Source organism: Wolbachia endosymbiont (group B) of Camptogramma bilineatum, from assembly GCF_947251825.1.
Lineage (GTDB): Bacteria > Pseudomonadota > Alphaproteobacteria > Rickettsiales > Anaplasmataceae > Wolbachia.
The window spans coordinates 1175302-1197739 of sequence record NZ_OX366391.1 but is presented as its reverse complement, the minus strand read 5'-3'; the positions used below and the strand labels follow the sequence as shown (position 1 = coordinate 1197739).

Sequence of the window (22438 nt, the reverse complement as noted above, 5' to 3'; positions counted from 1 at the left end):
GTAGTATGTTTAATCTGTTTTTAACTAAAAAAATCAATTATATTTTCTTTCACCTCTGTGCTGTCTATTATGTTATTTACTCTTACACGAAATTCAGATGAGTTTTGAAGCCCGCTACTGTACCATCCTATATGTTTGCGGGCCATCTTTATTCCTGTATCGCTTCCATAGTACTCAAGAATACTGTCATAATGCTTGAGTATTATGCTTAATCTCTCTGAGGCTGTTGGCTCAGAAACTTTATTTCCACTCAAAAAGTTTATTGCTTGATTAATCAGCCAAGGTTTGCCGTAAGCACCACGACCTATCATTACTCCATCTGCCCCAGATTCTTTAAGTGCACTTTGAACATCATTCAAACTCTTAATATCTCCATTTACTATAACTGGAATTTTTACCTGCTCTTTAACATTTCTAACGAATTTCCAATCTGCTTGACCATTATAAAGCTGTGCCCTTGTCCTTCCATGTACAGTAATCATCTTTGCTCCCAAATCTTCTGCAATTTTTGCCAAGCGCGGAGCATTACGATTTTCGTCATTCCATCCAGTACGCATTTTTACTGTAACTGGCACACTTACTGCCTTGACTACAGCTTCTATTATCTCAGCAGCCTTTTTTTCATCACGCATAAGTGCTGATCCTGTGTAACCGTTTACAACTTTTTTAACTGGACAACCAAAATTTATATCTATGATTTTCGCACCCATGTCCTCATTTAACTTTGCAGCTTCCGCCATAATATCAGGCTCACAACCAGCAAGTTGTACAGCGGTTAGTTCATCAACTTTTGCTTTTTGCATGCTCTGGCGAGTTTGCATGATCATAGCCCTGCTAGGACTCCGCCAACAATATTGCAATAAACCTGAAACTTGAGAAGACTATTTCTCGAAAGCTTCTACAAAAAGAACGGAGAGTTGAATTTATTTATAGAGCTAATGATCAAATAACCATATGTCTCGATGGATAATATATGGTAGAGCTCATGGGCAACAAGAAATTAATAGTGCGGATTAGTTGTAGTTATGAAGTAAATCGATTAGCAGAGTTGTATCTATTAGATGCATATGAAAAATTAGTGTTAAGTAAACCAATAAAAGCGAGCAAAAAGGAAGAAAACTCTGAATATAAGAAAGTAGATTTGAGGACGGTAAAATGGTAACAGTTAGTTTATATGCAAGAGTTTCTTCAGGGAGGCAAGCACAAGAAGATACAATAGCAAGCCAAATTGCTGCTATAGAGAATCAAATTAGTATGGATGGACATAAATTATTAAATGAATATAAATTTATTGATAATGGTTATAGTGGTTCTAACATAATCCGTCCTGGTTTGGAAAAATTACGTGATAAAATAGCAGAAGGTAACATTGATAAGGTTTATATTCATTCTCCTGATCGTTTATCTCGTAAGTATGCATATCAGATGATATTACTTGAAGAGTTTAAGAAGTTAGGAGTGGAAGTCATTTTTTAAATTATCAAATTAGCGATAATCCAGAATCTCAATTACTATTACAAATGCAAGGTATGATAGCAGAATACGAACGTGCAAAAATCATGGAACGAAGTCGTCGAGGAAAGATTTATGCAGCAAATAAGGGTTGTATAAGTGTAATGAGTGCTGCTCCTTATGGCTATCGTTATATAAACAAAAATACAGAAACAGGACAGGCCTTATTTGAGATTTATGAAGAAGAAGCTGAAGTTGTTCGTAAAGTATTTTCTTGGGTAGGAAGAGAAAGAGCCAGTATAGGAGAAGTATGTCGTAGGCTAAGTGCTATTTCCATTATGACGAGAACTGGAAAAGAGTATTGGGATAGGGCTGTAGTTTTGAGTATGTTAAAAAACACTGCTTATAAAGGACAAGCAGCTTTTGGTAAAACAAGGTTTGGCGTAAAACTAAAACATATAAGACCGAAAAAAACTCCTGCGAGCATCCAAAAGATAATTATTCTACTTATCCTGTTCCAAAAGAGGATTGGATTTATATTAAAGTACCTAGTATAGTAAGCGAAGATTTATTTGAAATCGTTCAAGAACAATTAGCTGAGAATAGAAAAATAGCAAGAACAAGACAAAGAGGAGCAAAACATTTATTGCAAGGTTTAGTAGTATGTAAGCTTTGCAATTATGCATATTATGGTACTAGCACTGCAAGGAATAAGGAGGGGAAAAAAACTAATAATCAGGTATATTATCGTTGTATTGGTACGGATTCATACCGTTTTGGCGGTAATAAAATGTGTAACAACAAATTAATTCGTACAGATACATTGGACATGGCTGTGTGGGAAGAGGTAAAACACCTATTAAAAAATCCAAATAGAATATTAGAGGAGTATAAACGTAGACTTTCAGAACTTAAAAAATCACCACTAGATCAAAAAAGCGCTTTGCTTGAAACACAAGAAGATAAGTTAAAACGAGGTATTGCAAGGTTAATTGATAGTTATGCTCAAGAATATATTGATCAAGAAGAATTTGAGCCAAGAGTTAAAGCAATGAAACAAAACTTAAAAATGGTTGAAGAACAAAAGAAAAAGATATTTGATCAGAAAAAACTCACACAAGAGTTAACTCTAGTAGTAACAAATTTAGAGGGGTTTTCCTCTAGTATTAACTCAAGTCTTAATAATGCAGACTGGCTAACTAAACGTGATATTATTAGAACGTTAGTTAAGCGAATTGAGATTAATTTTGAGGATGTAAACATCGTGTTTAGAGTAAAAGAGCTTCCAGACTCTTTTCATATGGAAAAAAATCAATGCTTGCAATGTTGTTGTAGGGGTAAGCAATCATTTCTGAGACTAACAAACCTGCACCAAGTTTTTTTACAATACTCCTAAACGGATAATCAGTCACTCCAGACATCGGAGCTAAAATTACTGGAGAATCAATAGCCAAATTTCCTATTTGGAGGGACACAGGCTTTCTAGTCGCTAGAAAATGCATTTTTGACACCGTTATAAGCTGACATTATAACATCTTGCATAAATGAATTTGCTTTCTCTATAAGAGAAGGCTCCGCCTCTACTACCTTAGCTCTCTCGTAATGACCAGGTTTTAAGTATATTGTTTCTTGTTTTTTATTTCCCCATAGTTCGTTGTTCCGTTGATAACCTTCATTTATCATTTTAGGATTTGGCTTAAATATACCTTGATTATGTGATATATGAGGATGAAGGTGGATTTCGATATTTGCCAACGAAGCTAAGATAGGAATTTCTTCTATGAAAATAAAGTAATTTTGACTACTAATTGCCTCTAGATAAGATCTATAAATGGATTTGCCATTCAGAAAAGAATTTGTCACACTTTCGCTACTATAATTTTTGTCATATCTTTTTGTGCTGATAAGGTTATTAACAGCAAGTTCTCTTAAGTTACTACTCACTTCATTTTCAGGTAATCCTGTACTAAGTAGTTTTTTTATCAATTTTTCAACCTTTTTTTCAACCTTTTTTATTTTCTTTTTTGTGTGCTCAGCTAACTTTTCTATTTCCTTATACTTATCTGTTAGATCTCTTGGCCTGTCTAAAAACATATTAAAAACTGTCCGTAATTCAGCTCTTAAAGCAGGTGGCATTCTTTCATCATCTAAAGAATTGAATTGACTTAAAAATTTATGCCACTCTAATCTCATTTCTTGTGCTTTTTCAGCTCTATATTTACTGGAATCACCTTTCTTCGCTCCAAACACAGCATGGAAAAAGCAGTTACCGTCCCCTACAGTATAACATCGAACAACTTTTATTTGTTTAGGTTGCTCACTTTTTGTTGAGCTGATACTAATACCACTATCTGTAGATGGAGAATAGGAATTTCTACTTACCCTCTTATCCGAATCATTTGTTTGTCTTGATATAGTATCTAGTCCACTATCCAGTGATTTACTTCTTGTGAATTTTTGCTCTTTTGGACTCTTTTCTTCCTTTACAGTTCCTTTTCCATCAACATAACCTTTTACCAAGTGAAATAAAGGTTCGACGATCATTTTATACGTCGCTGCAAGCACTATTCCCATTAAGATCCAAGCTACAGGATGAAAAATTAGCATAGCAAGTGGTAAGGTTAAGAGGAAAGACCCCACTATCAGTCCCAAACAGCCGATAGTAACTGTAGCTGCTAAGTATATACCAAGCGCATAAATGGCAAATCTTCCACCAGCTTTAAGTTTGGTGAAGTGAGTACTCTCTTTAAATTCATCGTATTTTTCTATGACGCCTAACATATTATATTTTACGTTTATTAATTCTAGCAAATTATGAAGGTAAAATCAATATTAGCATTTATATGTAAAAATATTGAGCATTCAAAGCTTTTGAAGTAGAGTAATGATGTTAGTAATAGCACAACATATGCATGATATAGAACATATACGCAAAAACCCTAAAGGATTTGAAAAAGCAATAAAAAGCAGAGGGGTGAAAGAATTTACTGCAAAAGAAATATTAGAGATTGACCATAAAAAAAGATCACTGACTACTAAATTGCAAGCTTTAAATAAGCAACGAAACGAGGTCACGGAAGAAATAAAGAGGCTTAAAATGAACAAAAGCCCATGTGAAGAACAAGTAAAGTTATCAAAAAGCATCACAAGTGAGATAGAGACAATCAGCCTCAAGGAGCAAACAGAAAAAAATAAGTTAGTGAATGTTTTATCTAACTTGCCGAATATTCCTGCGCAAGATGTACCAATAGGTGAAGATGAGAGCTCCAACGTAGAAATTAGAAAATATGGAGAAAAAAGGCAATTTAGTTTTATGCCAAAATTTCATTATGAACTCGGAGAAAGGTTAGGCTTGATGGATTTTGAACAAGCAGCAAAAATTTCTGGATCAAGGTTTACAATACTAAAAGGACAGTTAGCTAAGCTTGGACGAGCATTAATAAATTTTATGCTGGAAACACATGTTAATGAATTTGGTTATACTGAAGTGCATCATCCAGTTTTAGTAAAGGATAGGGCGATGTATAATGTTGGTCAACTACCAAAATTTTTTGATGATTCATATTTAACTACCGATAAATTAAGATTAATTCCCACAAGTGAAGTAGTTTTAACAAATTTAGTTGCTGACAAAATAATAGAAGAAAAAGAACTGCCTATTCGTTTTACTGCATATTCAGAATGTTTTCGTAAAGAAGCTGGTAGCGCAGGACGAGATACAAGAGGTATGATAAGGCAACACCAATTTGGTAAAGTGGAGTTGGTAAGCATCACAACTGAAGACCAGTCAAATGATGAGCTTGAACGCATGACAAATGCTGCTGAGGAAATATTAAAAAAATTAGAACTACCGTATAGAATAATGCTGCTTTGTAGTGGTGATATGGGCTTTGCTGCACAAAAGACTTATGATATAGAGGTATGGTTACCTGAGCAAAATAAGTACAGAGAAATATCAAGCTGCTCAAATTGCGGTACGTTCCAGGCAAGAAGAATGAACACTAAATACTTCTTAGAAACTGACAGAAAAACAAAAAAATACGTTCACACTTTAAACGGCTCAGCTTTAGCCATAGGAAGAACAATTGTTGCCATAATGGAGAATTATCAAAATTCCGATGGGTCAGTTACAATACCAAACGTGTTGCAAAGATACATGAGTAATGATACTGTTATAAGCAAACAATAATTTTGACATATAGAAAAGCGAGGAAATAAAGATGAAGGTTCTGGTTATAGGTTCTGGTGGGCGTGAGCATGCTTTACTTTGGGCTTTAAAGAAGTCTCCTACCTTGACTAAGTTATATGTTACTCCTGGTCGCCCGGCCATGGAAAATTTTGGAGTTCTTGTGAATATAAATATTCAAGATTCAGTGGATGTTACACAATTTTGCAAGAAAGAAAATATAGAGCTAGTGATTATTGGTCCAGAGCAGCCGATAATTAATGGGCTTGCTGATGATTTAACTGCGGAGGGGATAAACGTTTTTGCTCCAAGTCAAGCAGCTGCAAAACTTGAGGCATCAAAGTCTTTTACGAAGGAACTATGTAAACAATATGGTATACCGACCGCCAAATATGAACGTTTTATTGATGAAAGGTTAGCTAAAAATTTTGTCCGTAGTAATAAAATAAAATTGCCGCTTGTAATTAAAGCAAATGGAATTGCAGCAGGGAAAGGGGTCATAATATGCCACACAGAAAATGAGGCTTTTTCAGCAATAGATTCAATGCTAGTGGAGAAAAATCTTGGTGAGTCAGGTGAAGAAATAATCATAGAAGAGTTTTTAATTGGAGAGGAAGTAAGTTTTTTTGCTCTTATTGATGGGTTGAAAGTAGTAACCTTTGGTTGTGCAAGAGATTATAAGAAAGTTGATGAAAATAACGAGGGCCAAAATACTGGAGGCATGGGGTCATACTCATCACCTTCGATTATAAGTAAGGAGATGGAGCAAAAAATTATCCAAAAAATAATATATCCTACAATTCAAGCACTGACTAACATGGGAACATCCTATAAAGGCGTACTCTTTGCTGGTTTAATGATTTGCAAAGATAGTCCAAAGCTTCTTGAGTATAATGTTAGGTTTGGGGATCCGGAAATACAATCTATTTTACCTAGACTTGATCCAAATTGTGATTTGTTAAAGTTGATGTTGTCAGTTGCAGAAGGCAAGTTAAATACAAAAATGGTGGAGTTTAATCACAAAACTACAGTTTGTGTAGTTGTTGCAAGTAAAGGCTATCCTGGTGATTATCAAAAAGGAGAGGTAATTAAAGGATTGGATAAAATTGAAAACATTCCTGGTGTGCTAGTTTTTCATGCTGGTACTAAGTTGGATGAAAGTGGTAATTGGATTTCCGATGGCGGAAGAGTGCTAAATATAGTAGGAGAAGGAAACACTGTGGAAGAAGCTAAAAGTAAAGTGTACTCAGCGTTAAATTTTCTAGAATGGTCAGGTGGGTTCTTCAGGTATGATATTGGTAGTTAATTTAGCTCATGCAGAAACAAAAAAAGTCACTTTGTAAGCAGTAAACTAAAGAAAAACATGATATCTGTTCAGATTCATGTGAAACCAGTGCTTCTTTTCTTGTCATGAAAGTAGCTGACACTGGGATCCAGGTTGATGAAAGCACACTAGCATAGAAAGTGGTTACAACGTTTTCGATGAGATTATATGGAAAACTGGATTCCAGTGTCAAGCACTGGAATGACACCCTCTATTATGCAAATTACCTGCTAATTGCAATGTTCGTACAGATGTGGGTCACGCGCTGGAATAACACCCTTGGTGGTAACAACTAAAGAAAAATATCAACTAGGTTTATAGTCTATTACTACTGTTTTTGCAATTTTGTCGTGAAGAAATTGTTTACGCTGGTCAAGGATTGCAAATAATATGATTAAGATTGATACAACTATGAATAGACTAGAAATATTGAATAGTGTGTAGCAGATTATAAAATATAATACTCCAAAAACTGCTGTTCTGCTTATTGCTTGTATTAGAGTGATTTTTTCAAGTGTATTTTCGTCTTTTACACGCATGCGAAGTAACAATTGTCCTGGAGTACCACCAAATTCTATTATCGTAAATACATAAAATATTAATTCCAATATCAACCCTATTACTTGTATAGCTACTGCTTTATCTAAAAACATTTCAGTTACATTGAGTGATAGAGAATATGCCAAAGTAAATCCAATGATAAATCCGATAACAAACCCCATTCCCTGTACTAAAATATAATCGATTGCAAATGCAAAAATACGTCTTGTAATCCCTGCATAACTTATTTTAGTATCCATACACTTTCCATATTTTGCAATGCTATAACCAGCATAAAAGTTCATTATTAAATAACCGTAAATATGCTATTTTAGCAACATTGACCCACTTTATTATTTGAATTAACATTAAATCATTTACAGTTAAGGAAGTTATGTCAACATCAGTCACAGTTGCGTATGGTGATGGTATCGGACCAGAAATTATGGAAGCGGTGCTGTCGATATTGCGTGAAGCGAAAGCAGAGATCTCAATAGATATTATTGAAATAGGAGAGCGTGTTTATAGTAAGGAATGGTCTCATGGAATTTCTCCGAGTGGTTGGGAATCTATCGAAAGGACAAAGATATTACTCAAATCTCCAACAACAACCCCTCAAGGTAAAGGGCACAAAAGCTTAAACGTTGCGCTCAGAAAGAACTTAGGGCTGTATGCAAACATTAGACCATGCATTTCGTATCACCCTGTTATAGAAAATAAATTCGATAAATTTGATGTTGTTGTAATACGCGAAAATGAAGAGGACGTTTACACCGGAATAGAGCATAGGCTCACTGGTGACTCGTACCAATGCACTAAAATTATTACTAGATCTGGCTCAGAAAAAATATGCAGGTACGCTTTTGAATATGCGAAAAAACATAACAGAAAGAAAGTAACTTGCCTGACTAAAGACAACATAATGAAAATGACTGACGGCGCTTTTCATGCAGCGTTTGATCGTATTGCAAAAGAATATCCGGATATAAAGGCGGAACATTATATAGTTGATATTGGAATGGCACGTGTTGCCACAGAACCCGAGAATTTCGATGTTATAGTAACTGAAAATCTATATGGCGACATATTATCAGATATAGTGGCACAAACCTCGGGTTCTGTAGGGCTTGCAGGAAGTAGCAATATAGGTAATGAATATGCAATGTTTGAAGCGGTTCACGGCTCTGCTCCTGATATTGCAGGAAAAAACATAGCTAATCCTTCTGGTCTTTTAAATGCTGCAGTGCATATGTTGGTCTATATCGGTCAAGTGAGTACTGCAAAACCAATCTATGATGCATGGCTCAAGACTTTGGAAGATGGAGTACATACCGCTGATTTATATAAGGAGAAAAAGAGTAAACAAAAGGTTGGAACAAAAGAATTTGCAAAAGCTGTTATAGATAATCTAGGGAAAAAACCCACAACGTTATCTGAGCTTATAATTAGCAGTGATTCGGATAGTAAAATAAATAAAGTACAAGACAATTACGAACAAGATTACAAAGTTAAAAAGCTAGTGGGTAGTGATATAACGCTTGCCTGGGACAAATCCAACAATTTTGATCAAATAGTAGGATTATTAGAATCGAGTAATCTGCAGATGATAGCAATATACTCAAAGGGTCTTGCAGTTTGGCCGGGAAGTTCAAAATCTTTAAGTGACCAAATAACTTGTAGGTTTATTGCGAATAGTGAAAAGAAAACTATTACAAATAGTGACGTGAATAATTTACTAATCAAACTCGAAGAAAATAACTTTAATGTAGTGAGAATGGATAAGTTGTATTTGTATGATGGGAAAGAGGGTTTCTTCTCTTAGTGGTTGCTTGATATTTTTATGCTTGTGTGAAACATTAAATATATTATACTAATAGCATCGTGTATTTATGTGAGGTGTAGTAATGAGTCAACATTTCAAGTTAACTGGTCAGGAGTTTTATGATAATAATGATCTGTTAAACGTACTAGAGATAAAAGCTGAACAAATTGTAGGTAAGGATTATCAAGCTCTTAGCAAGTTTCTGAAAAAACAATATAATAAATTGATACTTGTAAACCATCCTGACAAGGGTGGAGATAAAAATAGATTTAATCAAATTTGTAAAGCTCATCAAGAGCTAAAAAAATACATTGAACCTTTAGAGTCAGGAAATCCTTGTGTTAAGGTCAGCGTTGATGCTGAAAGTGATGGGCGTTTAACAGCACGTGAATTTCATTATAGAAAGAAGCCGTTCTATACACTAGGGATTAGTGAAGAAGCTATAGGTAAAGATTTTGATGAATTGACTTCTATATTAAAAAAGAATGATAGTGCGTTTGAAGAGGATGTGGAATACTATTTTTCAGGAGATATTTATAGCAGTTTTTTTAGGTCGTCAGACCCTGGCGAGCTTAATAAACGCTTATCAAAACCTAATATGCAGCTATTTCTTTATATTTCTCCTCTAAAGGAAAAAAAGAACCTAGTAGATGAGGATAAAAAAGAATTAGCGTTAAGATTTATAGAACGTAAAAATGCCTTACTATTTATTCGGACTCTTAGTGTTCTACCCTTAGGCCTGTTAACTACAGTTACTATAGGTTGCTATTTTTCATGGTGGATCATAGCATTTAACATCGCTATTAGTAGAGCCTCTGGTTTATTAGTGAATTATTATATGGAAAAGTATAAAAATTCAGAAATTTCCACTGATGAATTCATAAGTAAAATGAACTATATCGCGCTAGGCAGTAAGCTTCTTATCAACTATCCTTTAGCTGCTTTTTCTGTTTATTTAGTTACAATAAATTTCATTGCTAATGGATTAACTGTTGGTGAAGCTGTACTTGGTCCACTATTGTTATTGGCAGTATTAATTGAAGCATTAGCTCCTATTTTTTCAAAAGGCTGTGAAATATATTCTGATAAGCACACAAAAGATTTACTAGAAGAGGATCCAAGAGATAGGGTACAAAAGGAAACTGACCTGTTAGGATGGTATGATCCACGAAAACTGTTAATGCCAATTGTTATGCCTCTTATTAAAAAGTGTTTTGCGGAAGTGGCAAGCGAGTTTGCTGAAAGGAATTTTGATGAGGTGAAAACTGATATGTCTGATGTTAATATTGAAGGACTATCTAATCCTCAAGCAATTGAATTTGCACAGCAAACAGTATAGTATAAGCTTTTAGCTCTATGCATGGACTCAAAAAAAGTAGAACTGATATTTGAAAAATTCAAGCAATCAAATCCTGCGCCAAAAATAGAGCTAAATTATACCAATCATTTTACGTTATTAGTTGCAATAGTTCTGTCAGCGCGGACGACCGATATAAGTGTTAATAAAATTACAAAGGAGCTATTTAGTATCGCTGATACGCCAGAAAAAATGTTGAATCTTGGGCAAAGTGAGCTGAGAAAATGCATAAGCAGTATTGGTTTATATAATTCTAAAGCAAAAAATATAATCGGGCTCAGTAAAATATTGATTGAGAGGTACAATAGCACAGTGCCTACTAATTTCGATGATTTGGTATCTTTACCAGGGGTTGGGAGAAAGAGCGCTAATGTGTTCTTAAATTCAGGGCTTGGTATTCCAACATTGGCAGTTGATACTCACGTTTTTAGAGTGAGCAATAGAGTTGGGCTTGTGAAAGAAAAAGATGTACTTAAAACAGAGCAGTCTCTTTTGAATGTAGTGCCAAAAAAATACCTACTTTATGCTCATCATTGGCTAGTTTTGCATGGTAGATATGTTTGCAAAGCGCAAAAACCTTCGTGTGAAACATGCATAATTCATGATTTATGTGAGTTTGAATGTAAGAGGTTAGTATCTCTTCTTTTGTAATTCAAGTAGCTCACAGAGGTGAAAAAGATTACTTTACACATTTTTCCATTTTCCTTATCATAAGACTGAAGGTATTTTATTATCTTCAATCTGTGCAGATTAAACGACAAAAGTATTATACAGTTGGCGTCTTATTTTTAATTTTTTGCACTATGTGCACCTTACGTCTTCACAATATTTCTAGGTTTTACCTACATAAGCTGAAACGAGCTTATAAAACGTTTAAGACAGTATAGAACGCCAATTTTCAGGATTAGAGAGTAACAACTAGCTAACGTGAGAGATCTTTTGCCTGGTTGGAAAAATGTAGGCGACTTTGAAAAAATTGCGAGCGTAAACTTAATACTAGCCTACAAATTTGCTTTTACTTCTTTCCTCCTCAAAAGATTATGAACAGGTTCTAAGAGATAAGAAATATAAACCAAAAAGCCATTGGATGACAAAGTTAATGCTTTTTTAGTTTTAATGGTTTATATTTTATTTCTATAATAGTAAAGGAATATTAAAATGGGAGATGTTTTTTCGATGTCAATGGAATCTTCTAAAGACAATAAAGATAGAAATGAACAATTTCTCATGCAAGTAGCTGCTTGGTTGGTTGATAACACTAGCTTAACTTTTGATCAAATAGCACAATGTTGCAAGTTATCCCTTGAAAAAGTACAAGACATAGCTGATGAGGAAATAGAAGTTGAAAAGTATGACCCTATTATTTCTGAAATAATTACTGAAAAAGAAATCGATAATTGCAAAAAAAATCCAAATCGTGTACCAAATTTTATTATAAAAAATATAAAAAAAAGGGCAAAGACGATTAGCTTTCTTGCCTTTGCTTCCACAGCAAGGCGTAGAGATAAACCTAATGCGATTTATTATTTGGTAAAAAAATTTCCTATCTTGAACAATAATGTGATAGCTAAGCTAGTTAGTACAACAAATTACACAGTTGAGCAGGTAAGAGATGGATCTCATCATAACATACTCAATATCAAACCTCAAGATCCTGTACTACTTGGTTTATGTAGCCAGGAAAATTTAGAAGCGGAAGTAGAAAAAGCGAAAGTAGAAGAAGAGAAGAAACAAAGATTAAAAAATATAAATAATAGCTATTGATGATTCTCAAATTCTTGTACTTTGTTAATATTAAATTGACTTGACTTGTTAGTTTTTATCAGTATAATGTAAGTAAAGTATCTAGTTTAATAATAATTAAGTCTAAATACGCACTAAAAACTAGCTCAGCCTGATTTATTGTTTTATACTCACATTTTAGGTTAGTAAGCATCAATTAAAATTTTTGGAGGATTATGACAACAATCAATGAAGATGTCTTAGCAAAAGGAGAGGTTGTAGGTCAACCTGAAAAAAGCGAACAAATTCATAATGCTGACGCAGTAAAACAAATGACCAGTGAAGGTGCTGAAAAAAACAAGAAAACGTTGGACCTGAGCGAATTGAAAGAGAAAACAGCAGAAGAATTGTTAGAGCTAGCTGAAGAAAGAAAAATTTCAACTAGTGGTAAAGGCAATGGCAGGATGCTAAAACAGGAAATGATATTCAGTTTAATGAAGAAAATGAGTGAAGAAGGAGGCATAACCACAGGAAGTGGAGTAGTGGAAATATTGCCTGATGGTTTTGGTTTCTTACGTTCATCAAGTGCAAATTATGCTCCAAGTACCGATGATGTTTATATTTCCAATGGCCAAATAAAGAAGTTTAATTTACGTACAGGAGATATGGCATGTGGAGAAATAAGGCCACCTGGTGATAAGGAAAGATATTTTACTTTAACTAAGGTTCACAGTATAAACTCTACTGAAATCAGTGAATTAAGAAAGTACGTACATTTTGATAATTTGCTTCCACTTTATCCTGAAAAAAGCCTCATCCTTGAAAACAATAGTAGCGGAGATAATAAAAAAGATATAAACATGCGTGCTGTAGATATAGTTACACCTCTTGGAAAAGGACAAAGAGCATTGATAGTTGCTCCACCTCGTACAGGAAAAACGATATTGCTTCAGCAAATGGCTCACTCTATAGCTACAAATCATCCTGAAATAGAACTAATAGTATTACTTATAGATGAAAGACCCGAAGAGGTGACAGATATGATACGCTCTGTAAAGGGTGAAGTGGTAAGCTCTACATTTGATGAACCTGCCTACCGTCATGTCCAACTTGCTGAAATAGTAATAGAAAAAGCTAAAAGAATGGTTGAACACAAAAAAGATGTAGTGATTTTGCTTGATTCTATAACTCGTCTTGCACGTGCTTATAATGCAGTCATTCCTTCGTCTGGAAAGGTTCTAACCGGCGGTGTAGATTCAAATGCGCTGCAAAGACCAAAACGCTTTTTTGGAGCAGCTCGTAATATTGAAAATGGTGGTTCTTTGACAATCATCGCTACAGCCCTTATAGAAACTGGTTCAAAAATGGATGATGTTATTTTTGAAGAGTTTAAAGGCACAGGTAATGCTGAAATTATACTAGATAGAAAACTTGCTGATAAACGTATATTCCCTGCTATTGATATTACAAAATCCGGAACAAGGAAGGAAGAGCTATTAGTTGATAAGGCCATACTAAATAAAATATGGGTATTGCGTAGGATACTTAATCCTATGGGGTCTGTTGAAGCAATGGAGTTTTTACGTGACAAACTACTTTTAACAAAGAGCAATGCTGACTTTTTTAACTCCATGAATCACTAAAAGTAAGCCAATTCTGATGGAGCAAAAAAGCTATGTTTATACAATTGTGTACCAGTGTTGAAATGACACCCTCAAAAGGGGATTGTATTTACTCTGAATCAGATGATAAATTAGATGCTTGGTAAGCGTAATTTGGAGCTTCCTGTGTAATGATTATATCATGAGCATGACTTTCTCTTAACCCTGATGAAGTAATAGTGACAAATTTGCAGTTTTTTTTCATCTCTTCTATATTACGGTTGCCAGTGTAACCCATTGCAGCTTGCAACCCACCAATTAACTGACAGATCACTCCTGAAGCTGGACCTTTAAAAGGAACTCTTGCTTCTACTCCTTGTGGGACTAAATCAAGTTTTGAATCTTGAAAATAACGGCTAGCTGACCCTCGTTTCATTGCACTAATAGATCCCATTCCTCGATATTCCTTATATGCTCTACCCTTATACATGATAATCTCACCTGGGCTTTCCTCAGTACCAGCAAAGATTGAACCTATCATCACAGTATCAGCACCAGCTGCAATAGCTTTTGCAACATCTCCCGAATATTTTATTCCACCATCAGCAATTAGTCTGACGTTTTTTGCTCTACACACCTCTGCAACATTCTTGATTGCAGAGAATTGCGGCATACCAACACCTGTAACTATTCTGGTAGTACAAATTGATCCGGGCCCTATTCCAACCTTTACTGCATCAACACCAGCATCAATCAACGCTTCAGCAGCCTCCTTTGTTGTAATATTTCCGCCGATTAATTGCGTATTCGGATACATCTTTTTTATTTCCTTAATAGTGCTGATAACGTTCTCGGAATGACCGTGAGCGGTATCTACAATAACCACATCGACTTCCTCTCCGATCAAAGCTTCACATCTTTCTATACCATCTTTTTTACCAGTACCAATTGCAGCGGCAACTCTGAGTCGACCTTTACTGTCTTTACATGAATTTGGATATCTATTGTATTTTTCGATGTCTTTAACTGTGATTAGACCTATGCAACAAGAATTTTCATCAACAACCAAAAGCTTCTCTATTCTATTTGCATGCAACAATTTCATTGCTGAGGCGCTGTTTACTGCCTGCTCTTGAACTGTTACTAACTTATCTTTTGTCATTACCTCGGAAACTTTTATATTCATGTTCTGGTCTTCAATAAACCTCACATCTCGATTAGTTAAAATTCCCACTAACTTGCGTTGATCAACTACAGGAATGCCGGAATAATTATACTCTCTCATTAATGAAACTGCTTCTGCAACTGTTTTATCTGGGGAAATTGTAATTGGGTTATACACGATCCAGCTTTCATATTTTTTCACCCTTCTTACTTCTAACACTTGTTCATCTATTGATAAATTCTTATGTATGCAACCTATTCCACCATGTTGGGCAATAGCTATTGCAAAGCCTGATTCAGTGACAGTGTCCATTGCAGAGGATATGAGAGGGATATTTAGTTCTATATTATTTGTTAGATAAGTTCTTGTGTCTGCATCACGAGGCAATACATCAGAATAGGCCGGTAAGAGAAGTACATCGTCAAACGAATAATAAGCTTCTATTTTTTTCATATGCTTTATTTAAAGCTTATACGCCAATTAATGAAATTGCAATAGAGCTTTTGCAAAATTAGCCTAGCTCTAGCTATTTTTAGATCAAAATAGGATAGAAGAGGGATGTAGCTCCTAATATATTTATCGCAAAATTACATTATTTGCTAGCAAACAGAACTGCTCAATAGTTAAGCTTTCTGGACGTTCGTCTCCACTCAGTTTAGCATTCTCAAGAATAGTTGAGACATCACTAGTTATACTTTGCAAGCTATTTCTCAGCATCTTTCTTCTTTGAGCGAACACAGCACGTGTTAGCTTTGTTAAGGTTTCTAAATTTACTGCAAATCTTGGAGTGGGTAAAGGTTTTACTGTAATTACTGAAGAATATACTTTTGGTCTTGGAAAAAATTCCTTAGGTTCAATATCAAATTCCTTTTTTATGTCGCATAGTAACTGGCTTAGCACTGATAGGGAACCATAATCCTTAGAATTAGGTTCTGCTGTAATACGCTCTGCTACCTCCTTTTGGAACATTAACGTCAAATTCGTAAAAAATTTTATATTATTTAACCACTTTAAAAATAACGCTACTGAGATATTGTAAGGCAAGTTAGCAATGACTTTGACTGGACATTCTACCAGCTCTTTTTCTACAACATTAAGTGCATCTGCTTCTATAATTCTATATTTTCCCTGATGCTCATTTAGCAATTGTTCGTGATGTTTCACTAAACTACTATCTTTTTCTATAGAAAGTAGAAACTTTGGATTATACGCCAATATTTCCCTGGTTAACGCACCATATCCAGGACCAACTTCAATAACATTAAAATCTTTCAGGCTACCAGCTAAGGCAACTATTCTTTTTGTTATCTCATTCGATAAAATAAAATTTTGCCCTAGACTCTTTTTTGGCTTCAGTAAAAATTTTCTCATACAATCTTATTATGCAGTTTTTTAAAAATTAGTTGACGAAAATTCATCAATAATTGTATATTGTCAGTGTATTTAATGCCGGCTTAGCTCAATTGGTAGAGCAACTGACTTGTAATCAGTAGGTTGTCAGTTCAAGTCCGACAGCCGGCACTCTTATCCATACAAGTAAAGTTGATGTCCTTTTTAATAGTAGCAAATTGGAAAATGAATGGAACACGTTCTTCATTTGTTGACTTTATAGGCAAACTTAACAACAAGAGCAACGAAATTACCTCTAAATTAGTAATTTGCCCTCCTTTTACATCATTTCCAAGCAGTATAGAGTTGAACAATAATATTAAAATAGGAGGACAGAATTGCCATCATAAAGAGTTCGGTTCTTACACAGGTGAAATTAGTGCAGGAATGTTGAAGGAACTAGGATGTAGTTACGTAATACTTGGACATTCTGAAAGGGCTCATGAAAAAGATAGTGAAATAAAACTTAAATCGAAAACAGCAATAGAATCAGGATTACACCCAATCATCTGTGTAGGTGAAAACTCAGAAGATTATAAAAATAAAAAAACAAAAGAAGTAATAGAATATCAATGCAAAAACCGTTTGCCAACACAAGGTGAATATACCATAGCATACGAACCGATATGGGCAATAGGAACAGGAAATGTGCCAAATAATGACGCAATTGCTGAGGTGATAGAGATAATAAAATTGTGTACTGGTAAAAAACACATTATATATGGTGGCTCAGTCAGCTCAGAAAATATAGGAAACTTGCTCAGTATTCCAAATCTATTGGGAGTTTTAATTGGTAGTGCAAGCTTAGATTTTGATCACTTTTATCAAATTATACAACAAGTCAAGAAAAAATTTTCTCTTAATTAATTCTAAAGGATAAATACTCTTATTGTCATGGCAAGGGAGTTGGCAAAATGTGTCAAGGAGTTTTCTATTGGCTAAGGTTGTGACAATAAAGTTAAGCACTGCCAAAAACTATGGAAGAAGTCATTATAATTTGTATTATATCTTTATAAAATGGTTCGCATAAGTTATCTAGAAGTGCAACTAAACAAATACAAAAATCAAAGTGTTGCGGTTTTCGGCCTTGGTAAAACTGGTTTGTCCGTTATTAATGCTCTAACAAAAAGCAGTGCAAAAATATATGCATGGGATGATAATAAAGAGCAAATAGCAAATGCAAAAAAGATATATAAAGAGTGTAACTTTACTCATCCCAATGAGTATAATTGGCATGAGATAAGCACACTAATTTTGAGCCCTGGAGTGCCAATACCAACGCATTGGGTAGTAAAACTTGCAAGAAGCTTTGACTGCAAAATAAAATCAGACATTGAGCTATTTCTTGAAACTAAAACTACAAGCCAGAAGGTTGTAGGCATCACTGGAACAAATGGCAAATCAACCACCACGTCACTAATAGGGGACATATTAAAATCCACAGGGAAAAAAGTAGCTATTGGCGGGAATTTAGGTGTGCCTATTTTGGATTTAGAAAGAGATGCAGAAATTTATGTAATTGAATTCTCCTCTTTTCAATTGGAGCTAATAAATAAAATGAATGTAGACATTTCTGTATTGCTCAACATCACACCAGACCACATAGATAGACATGGAAGTATGAATAACTATATAGCAACTAAACTAAAATTGATAAACGGTAGCAAGATTGCCGTGATAGGATGTGATAACAAAATTACCTCTGATGTATTCAATAAATTCACTGGGAACAAAATTCCAATCTCAGCTTCGATGTCACCCTCTTTGTCATCCCAGTGCCTAGGCACTGGGAAACTAGAGAATCATAGCTTATCAGTAAGCGACGTGAAAATAAACCTAGTATCCAATGTAGAAAATATAGTAGCTGCACACGCTGTGTGCAAGTTACTTGGAGTAGATAGCAGCACTATTGTCAATGAAATCAAATCCTTTCCAGGGCTAAGACACAGAAATGAATTTCTTGGCAAAATACATAATGTACTTTTTATCAACGATAGCAAAGCAACCAATGCAGAATCGACCGAAAAGGCAATTTTATCTTATAAAAACATATATTGGATTGTTGGCGGAAAAAGCAAAAAAGGCGGAATAGAATCATTAAGCAAGCATTTCACCAAGATTAGAAAAGCTTTTCTTATTGGAGAATCAACTGAAGTTTTTGCAAACATTATGGAGAATAAAATAGATTATATGAAGTGCTATAATCTAGAAAACGCATTTAAACTGGCTTTTGAAGAGGCCATAAATAGCAAAGAAGAAGTAGCGATATTACTTTCTCCTGCATGTTCTTCTTTTGATCAGTGGAAAAATTTTGAAGAGCGCGGTGAAGCATTTTGCAGAATGTTTGAAAATCTCAGGTACAATTATATGTGATGTTTAGTATAATATTGTATGGAACAAAAGTTAATAGTAGATGAGCTGATTAAGGTTATTCCATTTGAAGGAATAAGTGATGCAACCTTATTGAAAGTGTGCACGAACCTTAACCTAGCCAATAGTTTTTGTAAATTTCAAAATGGAATATATAGTGCTTTGGAGTACATAGCAGAGGACTTAAATAGCTCAATGGAAACTGAACTTTGGAATTCCAATTTAGAAGATATGAAGGTAAGAGAGCGGATAAAGTTAGCTGTCCAAATACGCCTTTCAAACTATGCTAAGTTACCAAATTACAGAGAGTTTTTAAAAAACGTTTTATCATTCTCTATATTACCAAAAAATGCATACTTTTCTAGTAAACTCTTGTACAGAACTGTTAGCGCGATTTGGTATGGCATTCATGATCAATCAACAGATTTTAACTACTATACAAAAAGAGCAATATTAGCTGGAGTGTACTTAAGTACGATACTTTTTTTTATCAATGATTATTCAGAAGATTTTGCAGATACCCTGTCGTTTCTTGACAAACGTATCAACAATGTCATGACATTTCAAAAGTTTAAAACCCGTTTGAATAGAATGGTAAGAAACTTCTTATAGCCTCTTTACTTATACGAGTTACTCGTATTTATACCTAAAGCTGCCTTGATTTTTATGTTAAGATAATTGAACATCCACTAACAGTGAGCTTAACAAAGAACTTGATTGAAAGCAATACATTAGAAAGTAGTTTTGCTGGAAACTTGAAGTAGACAGAATTGATACACATAAAGCTGATCCATGTACAAAAGTATCTGTTCAGATACACGACTAATGCTGTGTGATCCATAGAGGTTATTACAATAAGAATGTAAGATCAAATAGAAATTTGGATTTGCAGTAGTTTATAGACCTTATTACAATTGCAAAGGATAAATTCTAGGGTTAAACTACGTCTGAGTTGGATAAAACTATACAAAGAGTTGGGTCATGCAGGAAAGGTATGTCAGCATTATGGTATTTTACGTTTTACCTTACGTAAATGGTACAAACGTTATGAAGAGTTGGGTGAAAAAGGATTAGTAGATCTCAGTAGTAAGCCTAAAACTTCACCTTTGCAAAAGATCAATGAATCAGATGAGCAGCTTATTCTTCATCTAAGACAAACTAGAAAGCTAGGGGCAAGGCGTATTCAAACCGAGTTAAGACGTCTATATGATTTATCCTTGTCATTGGCTACTATACACAAAATTTTCAAAAAACATGATGTAAGTCTTCTGCATGTTAAACGTCATTATCGCAAACAGGTCAAGCGTTATAACTGTAAAGTACCTGGAGAGCGTGTGCAGATGGATGTGTGCAAAATATCGTCAGGGCTTTATTCAGGAAATTGTGGACTTTAATATATCGGATTTAGTAACTTCAATAAATTGTGATATCTCTCTTACAGATTCATTCAAACTTAATTAAGTGGGAGTATTGTTAATGCGAAAAGGGTTTAATTAAAATGGTATGGCGTGTGAGGAAGACATACATCAATTGGTAGAAAGTGGATTTGATATTAACTCAAAAGATGTAAGCGGAGTCACTCTCTTGCATAAGTTTACAAAAGAAGGCGATTTAGTTGGAGTAAAATCATTATTAGAGCACGAAGCTGACTTTAATGTTGTGGACAATGAAAATAGAAATCCACTGCATTATGCTATTATGCATGGACACAAAAAAAATTGCTAAACTTCTTGTTAATCAATTGACAATTAATTCTAGAGATAAAAATGGATTTACTCCACTTCACCTTGCTACACTACAAGATGACACAGAATTAATGGATTTTTTAATAACAAAAGGCGCAAAAGTTAATGAAAAAGATGCTGAGGAAGGCTATACTCCTCTTCACATAGCTTCATTATACGGTTCTAAAAAGAGTGTCCAGATTTTAATTGATAGCGGAGCAAATCTTGAATGTGAAGATAATAACTTTCGTACTCCTTTATTTTTGACCATTTATCAATGTACTACACATTATGAAAGTAGAGCAGAGATTATAGAATATCTGATAAAGAAAGGTGCAAACATAGAAGCAAAAGATGCAGAAAATAATACTACGCTTTTTCTAGCAGCATATAACAAAAAAATGCAACTGGTAAAGCTTATTGTAAAGCAAGCAAAAGCTAAGTTAAAAGAGTTTATTTGCACAAAAAATAAACATGGTTTTGATGCACTGGATTGCGCTATTAAGCATAATAATAGGCAAATGGTAACATTTCTTGTTTCAAAGGGAATAGAAGCAGATGACCAAGATTGTAGCGGTAACACCAGGTTACATAAAGCTAGCTATAATGGTGATACTAAAGCAGTTAAGTTCTTATTGGAGCTTAAGGTAAACGTTAATGCCGTCACTAGATGCAACAGAACTCCTCTGCTACTTGCAGCTAAAAAAGGCCATGTAGAAATTGTAAGAATGTTGTTAGCAGTAAAAGCCAATATGAATATTTGTGATCAACAAGGTTTTACACCTCTGCATCTTACTATTCAAAAGGATTATTTTGATATAGCTCAGCTATTAATAGAAAAAGGGGCAATTAATTGTAGTAATGATTATACTGCAATAGATATGTTTATTGACAAGGCTCATAGCAAAAAAAATATTGAAGAAAATTACAAAAAATTTTGTAGGTTTTTGATGCTTTACTTGAAAGAGCTACATAGTAAACACAAAGCCTTTTGTGTACTTTCAATCCTAGCTCTAAGCTTAACAATTATAGGTTTACCATTTATTTTCAAGCCTATTATTAAATATAGAGAAAGAAGTAAAATATATAAAAAAATTAGGGCTATGCTGATTTATATTTAAGTATAACAGGAGAACTAAGCTAATATATGACAATTATCTGCTCGATAAAAATGGAATTAAATGTATCCGTTTAGCAGAGTGGCAAAATAAAATAGACAAAACCATAAAAATAAATGGTGTCATGCAATTTGAGCTTCGGCATAGATCCCACATAAATTTTTTGGTACATATTTTTTCAACATTAATTTCGTATTCCATTTAAAGAATATTAATGTTGGCATATAAGTATGAATATTATGCTAATATAATTACTTTTTAGGTATACATGGCAAATTTATGCCTGGAAACAGTTTTTCCTACACTTTCTTTATAAAAATCACAGGCGCCTGTTATTAGCTAAAGTAAAGGTCAAGTATCTGGAATTCTGGACATAAAATCCTCCTGTATAAAAAGATTAGAAAAAAATGCAGCGCACATATGACAGACCGCTGAAAAAGATACGCTACGTTTTTTATTGAAAAGTTAACTGAAAGTCTGCAGACAAAGATAGATTTTGAGCTCTTAAAATATCTCTAATTGTCATTATAATCAGATTCAAAATATGCGGAAGTAATTTTTTTGACAATAGATTTCTTGCATAACTAAGTGTCATTCCAGCTGGGATCCAACTAAGTTGGTAAACACTTTACAACGTTTTTTGCGCGAAAAGGCTGGATGCCAGTGTC

19 protein-coding genes, 1 tRNA gene and 4 pseudogenes are annotated in these 22438 nt (G+C 34.3%); 18 read left to right on the top strand and 6 right to left on the bottom strand.

Translation table 11 applies throughout. The features are described from left to right. Nucleotides 1-20: 20 nt before the first annotated feature. Nucleotides 21-836, bottom strand: a pseudogene (dusB, locus tag OPR44_RS06020) (tRNA dihydrouridine synthase DusB); the annotation flags it as partial. A 137-nt stretch (nucleotides 837-973) separates the two neighbouring features. Between dusB and OPR44_RS06015 the strand changes: the two are divergent. The 4 genes from OPR44_RS06015 to OPR44_RS06000 all read left to right on the top strand — a co-directional run bounded on the left by OPR44_RS06015 (nucleotide 974) and on the right by OPR44_RS06000 (nucleotide 2848). Further along, complete coding sequence (locus OPR44_RS06015) at nucleotides 974-1162, top strand: hypothetical protein (protein WP_038249248.1); 189 nt, start codon at nucleotides 974-976, stop codon at nucleotides 1160-1162. Further along, the gene (locus OPR44_RS06010; RefSeq protein WP_253307188.1) at nucleotides 1156-1476 is read left to right on the top strand and encodes a recombinase family protein; all 321 of its coding nucleotides are present in this window, start codon (nucleotides 1156-1158) and stop codon (nucleotides 1474-1476) included. Before OPR44_RS06015 ends, OPR44_RS06010 begins: the two co-directional genes overlap by 7 nt. A 44-nt stretch (nucleotides 1477-1520) precedes the next feature. Beyond that, nucleotides 1521-2009, top strand: a complete 489-nt coding sequence (locus tag OPR44_RS06005; protein WP_265014693.1) for a recombinase family protein — start codon at nucleotides 1521-1523, stop codon at nucleotides 2007-2009. Between the two features lie 89 nt (nucleotides 2010-2098). Then, nucleotides 2099-2848: a recombinase zinc ribbon domain-containing protein gene (locus OPR44_RS06000; RefSeq protein ID WP_265014692.1), complete on the top strand. Its 750-nt coding sequence runs from the start codon at nucleotides 2099-2101 to the stop codon at nucleotides 2846-2848. On the opposite strand, the pseudogene OPR44_RS05995 reads toward OPR44_RS06000, so the two are convergent. Then, a pseudogene (locus OPR44_RS05995) lies at nucleotides 2793-2927 on the bottom strand (tRNA-dihydrouridine synthase); the annotation flags it as partial. The gene OPR44_RS06000 and the pseudogene OPR44_RS05995 sit on opposite strands and share 56 nt — an antisense overlap. Before the next feature lie 7 nt (nucleotides 2928-2934). Continuing rightward, nucleotides 2935-4233: an OTU domain-containing protein gene (locus OPR44_RS05990; RefSeq protein WP_265014691.1), complete on the bottom strand. Its 1299-nt coding sequence runs from the start codon at nucleotides 4231-4233 to the stop codon at nucleotides 2935-2937. 127 nt (nucleotides 4234-4360) lie between these two features. On the opposite strand from OPR44_RS05990, the gene serS reads away from it, so the two are divergent. The 3 genes and pseudogenes from serS to OPR44_RS08885 form a co-directional block, all read left to right on the top strand. Beyond that, on the top strand, nucleotides 4361-5641 hold the full coding sequence (gene serS / locus OPR44_RS05985; protein ID WP_264377549.1) for a serine--tRNA ligase: 1281 nt from the start codon (nucleotides 4361-4363) through the stop codon (nucleotides 5639-5641). A gap of 31 nt (nucleotides 5642-5672) precedes the next feature. Next, nucleotides 5673-6944: a phosphoribosylamine--glycine ligase gene (gene purD, locus OPR44_RS05980; RefSeq protein WP_265014690.1), complete on the top strand. Its 1272-nt coding sequence runs from the start codon at nucleotides 5673-5675 to the stop codon at nucleotides 6942-6944. Nucleotides 6945-7127: 183 nt separating this feature from the next. After that, nucleotides 7128-7193, top strand: a pseudogene (locus OPR44_RS08885) (WPE palindromic element domain-containing protein); the annotation flags it as partial. Between the two features lie 74 nt (nucleotides 7194-7267). Here OPR44_RS08885 and OPR44_RS05975 read toward each other — a convergent pair. After that, complete coding sequence (locus tag OPR44_RS05975) at nucleotides 7268-7762, bottom strand: RDD family protein (protein ID WP_264376299.1); 495 nt, start codon at nucleotides 7760-7762, stop codon at nucleotides 7268-7270. A 134-nt stretch (nucleotides 7763-7896) separates the two neighbouring features. Here OPR44_RS05975 and icd point away from each other — a divergent pair, with 134 nt between their 5' ends. The 5 genes from icd (at nucleotide 7897) to rho (ending at nucleotide 14046) form a co-directional block, all read left to right on the top strand. After that, nucleotides 7897-9324 (top strand): isocitrate dehydrogenase, encoded by a 1428-nt coding sequence (gene icd, locus OPR44_RS05970; protein WP_265014689.1) that lies wholly within the window; start codon nucleotides 7897-7899, stop codon nucleotides 9322-9324. Between the two features lie 82 nt (nucleotides 9325-9406). Then, nucleotides 9407-10663, top strand: a complete 1257-nt coding sequence (locus OPR44_RS05965) for a molecular chaperone DnaJ (protein ID WP_265014688.1) — start codon at nucleotides 9407-9409, stop codon at nucleotides 10661-10663. A 21-nt stretch (nucleotides 10664-10684) separates the two neighbouring features. Continuing rightward, nucleotides 10685-11332 carry an endonuclease III gene (nth, locus tag OPR44_RS05960; RefSeq protein WP_264374981.1) on the top strand — a complete coding sequence of 216 codons (648 nt, stop codon included), beginning with the start codon at nucleotides 10685-10687 and terminating at the stop codon, nucleotides 11330-11332. A 507-nt stretch (nucleotides 11333-11839) separates the two neighbouring features. Beyond that, nucleotides 11840-12445 (top strand): cell cycle transcriptional regulator TrcR, encoded by a 606-nt coding sequence (locus OPR44_RS05955; protein WP_265014687.1) that lies wholly within the window; start codon nucleotides 11840-11842, stop codon nucleotides 12443-12445. A 194-nt stretch (nucleotides 12446-12639) separates the two neighbouring features. Then, nucleotides 12640-14046 (top strand): transcription termination factor Rho, encoded by a 1407-nt coding sequence (gene rho / locus OPR44_RS05950; RefSeq protein ID WP_264378026.1) that lies wholly within the window; start codon nucleotides 12640-12642, stop codon nucleotides 14044-14046. Between the two features lie 88 nt (nucleotides 14047-14134). Here rho and guaB read toward each other — a convergent pair whose 3' ends face one another. Beyond that, nucleotides 14135-15622 carry an IMP dehydrogenase gene (guaB, locus tag OPR44_RS05945; protein ID WP_265014686.1) on the bottom strand — a complete coding sequence of 496 codons (1488 nt, stop codon included), beginning with the start codon at nucleotides 15620-15622 and terminating at the stop codon, nucleotides 14135-14137. A gap of 123 nt (nucleotides 15623-15745) precedes the next feature. After that, nucleotides 15746-16540, bottom strand: a complete 795-nt coding sequence (gene rsmA, locus OPR44_RS05940; protein ID WP_264374959.1) for a 16S rRNA (adenine(1518)-N(6)/adenine(1519)-N(6))-dimethyltransferase RsmA — start codon at nucleotides 16538-16540, stop codon at nucleotides 15746-15748. 77 nt (nucleotides 16541-16617) lie between these two features. Here rsmA and OPR44_RS05935 point away from each other — a divergent pair. The 6 genes and pseudogenes from OPR44_RS05935 to OPR44_RS05905 all read left to right on the top strand — a co-directional run bounded on the left by OPR44_RS05935 (nucleotide 16618) and on the right by OPR44_RS05905 (nucleotide 21773). Further along, nucleotides 16618-16690 (top strand) — tRNA-Thr (locus tag OPR44_RS05935). Nucleotides 16691-16714: 24 nt separating this feature from the next. Then, nucleotides 16715-17425: a triosephosphate isomerase gene (locus OPR44_RS05930; protein ID WP_010402280.1), complete on the top strand. Its 711-nt coding sequence runs from the start codon at nucleotides 16715-16717 to the stop codon at nucleotides 17423-17425. Nucleotides 17426-17575: 150 nt separating this feature from the next. After that, nucleotides 17576-18931, top strand: a complete 1356-nt coding sequence (gene murD, locus OPR44_RS05925; RefSeq protein ID WP_265014685.1) for a UDP-N-acetylmuramoyl-L-alanine--D-glutamate ligase — start codon at nucleotides 17576-17578, stop codon at nucleotides 18929-18931. Nucleotides 18932-18949: 18 nt separating this feature from the next. Further along, on the top strand, nucleotides 18950-19540 hold the full coding sequence (locus OPR44_RS05920) for a COQ9 family protein (protein ID WP_264374961.1): 591 nt from the start codon (nucleotides 18950-18952) through the stop codon (nucleotides 19538-19540). A gap of 302 nt (nucleotides 19541-19842) precedes the next feature. Continuing rightward, nucleotides 19843-20322 carry a helix-turn-helix domain-containing protein gene (locus OPR44_RS05915; RefSeq protein ID WP_265014684.1) on the top strand — a complete coding sequence of 160 codons (480 nt, stop codon included), beginning with the start codon at nucleotides 19843-19845 and terminating at the stop codon, nucleotides 20320-20322. Between the two features lie 109 nt (nucleotides 20323-20431). Continuing rightward, nucleotides 20432-21773, top strand: a pseudogene (locus OPR44_RS05905) (ankyrin repeat domain-containing protein). The last annotated feature ends 665 nt before the right edge of the window (nucleotides 21774-22438 follow it).

Excerpts from the sequence above, each read along its gene's own strand:
- OPR44_RS06015 (WP_038249248.1), top strand. The coding sequence starts at position 974 with ATGGTAGAGCTCATGGGCAACAAGAAATTAATAGTGCGGATTAGTTGT.
- OPR44_RS06010 (WP_253307188.1), top strand. The coding sequence starts at position 1,156 with ATGGTAACAGTTAGTTTATATGCAAGAGTTTCTTCAGGGAGGCAAGCA.
- OPR44_RS06005 (WP_265014693.1), top strand. The coding sequence starts at position 1,521 with ATGCAAGGTATGATAGCAGAATACGAACGTGCAAAAATCATGGAACGA.
- OPR44_RS05990 (WP_265014691.1), bottom strand. The coding sequence starts at position 4,233 with ATGTTAGGCGTCATAGAAAAATACGATGAATTTAAAGAGAGTACTCAC.
- serS (WP_264377549.1), top strand. The coding sequence starts at position 4,361 with ATGCATGATATAGAACATATACGCAAAAACCCTAAAGGATTTGAAAAA.
- purD (WP_265014690.1), top strand. The coding sequence starts at position 5,673 with ATGAAGGTTCTGGTTATAGGTTCTGGTGGGCGTGAGCATGCTTTACTT.
- OPR44_RS05975 (WP_264376299.1), bottom strand. The coding sequence starts at position 7,762 with ATGGATACTAAAATAAGTTATGCAGGGATTACAAGACGTATTTTTGCA.
- icd (WP_265014689.1), top strand. The coding sequence starts at position 7,897 with ATGTCAACATCAGTCACAGTTGCGTATGGTGATGGTATCGGACCAGAA.
- OPR44_RS05965 (WP_265014688.1), top strand. The coding sequence starts at position 9,407 with ATGAGTCAACATTTCAAGTTAACTGGTCAGGAGTTTTATGATAATAAT.
- nth (WP_264374981.1), top strand. The coding sequence starts at position 10,685 with ATGGACTCAAAAAAAGTAGAACTGATATTTGAAAAATTCAAGCAATCA.
- OPR44_RS05955 (WP_265014687.1), top strand. The coding sequence starts at position 11,840 with ATGGGAGATGTTTTTTCGATGTCAATGGAATCTTCTAAAGACAATAAA.
- rho (WP_264378026.1), top strand. The coding sequence starts at position 12,640 with ATGACAACAATCAATGAAGATGTCTTAGCAAAAGGAGAGGTTGTAGGT.
- guaB (WP_265014686.1), bottom strand. The coding sequence starts at position 15,622 with ATGAAAAAAATAGAAGCTTATTATTCGTTTGACGATGTACTTCTCTTA.
- rsmA (WP_264374959.1), bottom strand. The coding sequence starts at position 16,540 with ATGAGAAAATTTTTACTGAAGCCAAAAAAGAGTCTAGGGCAAAATTTT.
- OPR44_RS05930 (WP_010402280.1), top strand. The coding sequence starts at position 16,715 with ATGTCCTTTTTAATAGTAGCAAATTGGAAAATGAATGGAACACGTTCT.
- murD (WP_265014685.1), top strand. The coding sequence starts at position 17,576 with ATGGTTCGCATAAGTTATCTAGAAGTGCAACTAAACAAATACAAAAAT.
- OPR44_RS05920 (WP_264374961.1), top strand. The coding sequence starts at position 18,950 with ATGGAACAAAAGTTAATAGTAGATGAGCTGATTAAGGTTATTCCATTT.